Consider the following 3,276-nt stretch of genomic DNA (forward strand, 5'->3'; position numbering starts at 1 on the left):
CGCCGCGCCCGCGCCTCGGCGAGGTTGCCGGCCCGCGCCGCCGCCTCGCCTTCCGCCAGAAGCCGCGCGGCATCGGCGCGCGGGCCGGGCTCGGTCGTTCCGGCAAGGACACGGTCATGCTCTGCCCGCAGCGCGCGGGGAAGGTCGGTGGAGAGCTCGCGCTCGATCGCCGCTTCCTGCCGGTGCTGCGGCGCGACGACCGCGATCTGCCACGCGACGAGTGCGATCAGCGCCGCGCCGAGCGCGATCAGCGTGGGCCGGCCCCAGCGCGCGCGCGTCACCCACAGCGTCGCGATCCGTCGGCCGAGCCCGTCGCCGCGCCGGTGATAGGCGAAGCGCTTCTCCTCGAGCGCGGCGATCCCCTGGTCGAGCACGTGCTCGGGCACGGTGATGCCCTGGCTCGCGTAGATCTCGCGCAGCCGCTCGCGCAGCTTCGCGCGGCGCTCCTCGCCGGCGAGCTCGCGCATCGCCAGCGTCTCGGCGTGGCGGATCGTGTCCACCACGTCCATCGCGAGCATGGTGTCGTCGAGCGAGGGGGAGGCGGCCTGGGCCGGCATGGCGTGCCCGCGCTCCCGGCGTCAGGCGTTCGCCGCGGCGCCGGCGCGCTGGGCGAGCCTCGTCATGCGCTGCTTGGCGTCCTCCACCGCGCGGCGGATCTCCTCGCTGTTCTTGGTCGACGCCTCGCGCATTTCCTCGATGATCTCGCGCGACCGTTCCTGGTAGTTCACCACGCTGTCGACAAGCTTCTTCACCGCCTCGGCCTGGATCGTCGGGCCGTAGCCCGCGCGCAGCGCGGCCTCCTGCACCGTGCCGCCCATCTCGGCGAGCGTCTCGAGCGAGCGGTTCACGCCCTCCTTCATCGCATCGAGGGTGCGCGTGCTCTCGTGCAGCCCGTGCAGCCCCGTGAAGGAGGCGCTGAGCGCCGTCAGCACCGCCTCGTTGGTTGAGAAGAACGACACCGCCTGCTGGTACACGCGCTCCTTCGCGGTGGTGGTCTGCACCAGCCGCGCCATGATGACCTCGGAGGTGTTGTAGGAGACGGTGAGGTTGTCGGAGAGGTCCTTCGCGATCTGGTAGCGCGCCTCCTCGTCCTGGAGCGCGCGGAGCGACTGGTCGCGCGCGAGCTCGACGCGGGCGCGCTCGGCCGGCTCCTTCTCCGAAGCCGCCTCCGCCGCCTTCACCGCCTCGTCGGTCGCCGCGCGCGCGGCGGCGAGCTTGCCCTCTGCCGTCTTGAGCACCTCGAGCGCCATCACCTCCGCCTCCTTCATGGCGACGCGGAAGTCGCGATACGCCTCGAGGATGCTGTGCTCGCGGTCGATGTTCTCCTTGGTGTCCTTCGAGACGTCGAGATAGGTGCGGCGGATCGTGTCGAAGCGCGAGGAGATGTCGCCGCGCGTGACCTTCTGCCAGATGTTGGACAGCCTCTCCATCGTGGAGATCTTTCCATCCTCGATCTGGGCGACCATCTCGCGCGCATCGTCGCGGATCGAGTTGAAGGCGTTGGTGATGGTCTCGTACCGTTCGCCGACCGCCATGGCCTGGATCTGCTCGCGCACCACCTCGTTGAAGGTGGTCGCCTGGTTCAGAACGCGAGCGATCAGCGCGACGCGGTGCTCGTCGAGCGCGGTGATCTTGGCGAGAAGGCCGGTGATCGGGCTTTCCTGCGCCGAGGCCTGCGGCAGCGGCAGGCCGAGGTCGCGCAGGCGCCCGAGCGCCTTGTCGAGATGCGCCATCACCTGTCCCGACATCGTCACGCTCGTGTCAGCCATCGGCGTTGGTCCCCCGTTCGGCATTATGCTTTGATCACTCAGCCTAGACGCTGCCCGTCCGCTTGAGAAAGCGGAACTTCCACGAAACGAGGCCGCCGTGGCTCACGACCGGGTGGCCGGGGCCATCGGCGTCACGCGATGCGCCGGCACGGCGCGAAACACGAACGGGGGATTCGATCATGGGTCTTTTCAGCTTCGTGAAGGCCGCGGGGCGGCTGCTCGGCATCGGCAAGGCGGAAGCGGCGGTGCAGGACGAGAGCAAGCCCGCGCCGGCGCCGCCCACTGCCGAGGCGATCCGCGCCGAGCTCGACCGGCTCGGCCTGCCGCCCGACGTCAAGGTCACGGTCGAGGGCGACACGGTGAAGCTCACCGGCGGGGTGGCCGACCCCGCGACGCGCGAGCGCGCCATCCTCGCCGCGGGCAACGTCGCCGGCATCGCCGCCGTGGAGGAGACGATCGCGGCCGTCGAGGAGATGCCCGCGCCGGTGTTCCACACGGTCGCCAAGGGCGACACGCTGTGGAAGATCGCGGAGAAACACCTCGGCTCCGGCGCGAAGTACCCGGTCATCTTCGAGGCGAACAAGCCGATGCTGACGCACCCGGACATGATCTATCCCGGCCAGGTGCTGCGCATCCCGAAGCAGGGGTAGCGCGCCGCCCGGCCCGCGGCGGCACGCAGGTCGCGACAGGGCTCGGCAGTTTAGGGTATGGTGCAGGAATCGCGCACAACCTGCTGAATAGCCATGCCCGCACGCTCCAGCGCCTCAGGCTCCCCCCACGGCACGATCCGGCGCCTGCTGCCGCCGGGGGTGGCTGCGTTCCTGCGCCGCCGTGCGTCGGAGATCGCGGGCGTCGTGTCCTGCGCCCTCGGCCTCACCGTTCTCGTGGCACTTGCCTCGCACCACCCGGCTGACCCGAGCCTGAACACCGCCGGTGCGGGTGCCGTGCGGAACCTCGCTGGCCCCGCCGGCGCGGCGCTGTCGGATGCGCTGCTGCAGGGCTTCGGGGTCGCTGCCGTGCTCACCGGCATCGCGCCGCTCGTCTGGGCCTGGCGGCTCGTCAGCCACCGTCCGCTCGGTTCGCCGCTCGCGCGCGCGGGCATGCTCGCGGCGTCCCTGCCCTTCGCGGCCGCGGGGCCTGCGCTGTTCTCGGCCGAGCACCCGCTGCTCCCCGCAGGCCCTGGCGGCGTCGTCGGCACGCTCCTGATGGGCGGGGCGCAGGAGACGGCGTCCTCCTGGCTCGGCCCGCTCGGAATGGCCTTCGCCACCATCTTCCTCGCCGGCCTCGGCCTGCTTCTCGCCATCGGCTCCTTCGGGCTGACGGCGGGGGAATGGCGCGGCGCGGGCCGCGCGGTTGCCGTCGGAAGCGGCGCGGTCGCGCTCGGCGCGGGCGAGGGGGCCGGCAAGGCGGGTCGTGCCGTCGCCGGGTTCTGGCGGCGCGTGAACATCCCCGGCCGCGTGGCGGAGTCGATCAGCGAGTGGCGGGCGCAACGCCGGGCCGCAGCGGC

The 3,276-nt window shown here is 71.9% G+C and carries 4 protein-coding genes; 2 read left to right on the plus strand and 2 right to left on the minus strand.

What is annotated here, in order from left to right; genetic code table 11:
• On the minus strand, nt 1–557 hold a 557-nt coding region (locus FIF60_RS21305; RefSeq protein WP_204251277.1), incomplete at its 3' end, for a DUF6384 family protein.
• 21 nt (nt 558–578) lie between these two features.
• Nucleotides 579–1,769, minus strand: a complete 1,191-nt coding sequence (locus FIF60_RS21310) for a hypothetical protein (protein WP_204251278.1) — start codon at nt 1,767–1,769, stop codon at nt 579–581.
• Between the two features lie 179 nt (nt 1,770–1,948).
• Between FIF60_RS21310 and lysM the strand changes: the two genes are divergently transcribed.
• Both lysM and FIF60_RS21320 read left to right on the plus strand, forming a co-directional pair.
• Nucleotides 1,949–2,419: a peptidoglycan-binding protein LysM gene (lysM, locus tag FIF60_RS21315; protein WP_144300299.1), complete on the plus strand. Its 471-nt coding sequence runs from the start codon at nt 1,949–1,951 to the stop codon at nt 2,417–2,419.
• A 93-nt stretch (nt 2,420–2,512) separates the two neighbouring features.
• On the plus strand, nt 2,513–3,276 hold a 764-nt coding region (locus FIF60_RS21320), incomplete at its 3' end, for a DNA translocase FtsK 4TM domain-containing protein (RefSeq protein WP_204251279.1).

The sequence above is a fragment of the Elioraea rosea genome (genome assembly GCF_007644105.1).
Lineage (GTDB): Bacteria > Pseudomonadota > Alphaproteobacteria > Acetobacterales > Acetobacteraceae > Elioraea_A > Elioraea_A rosea.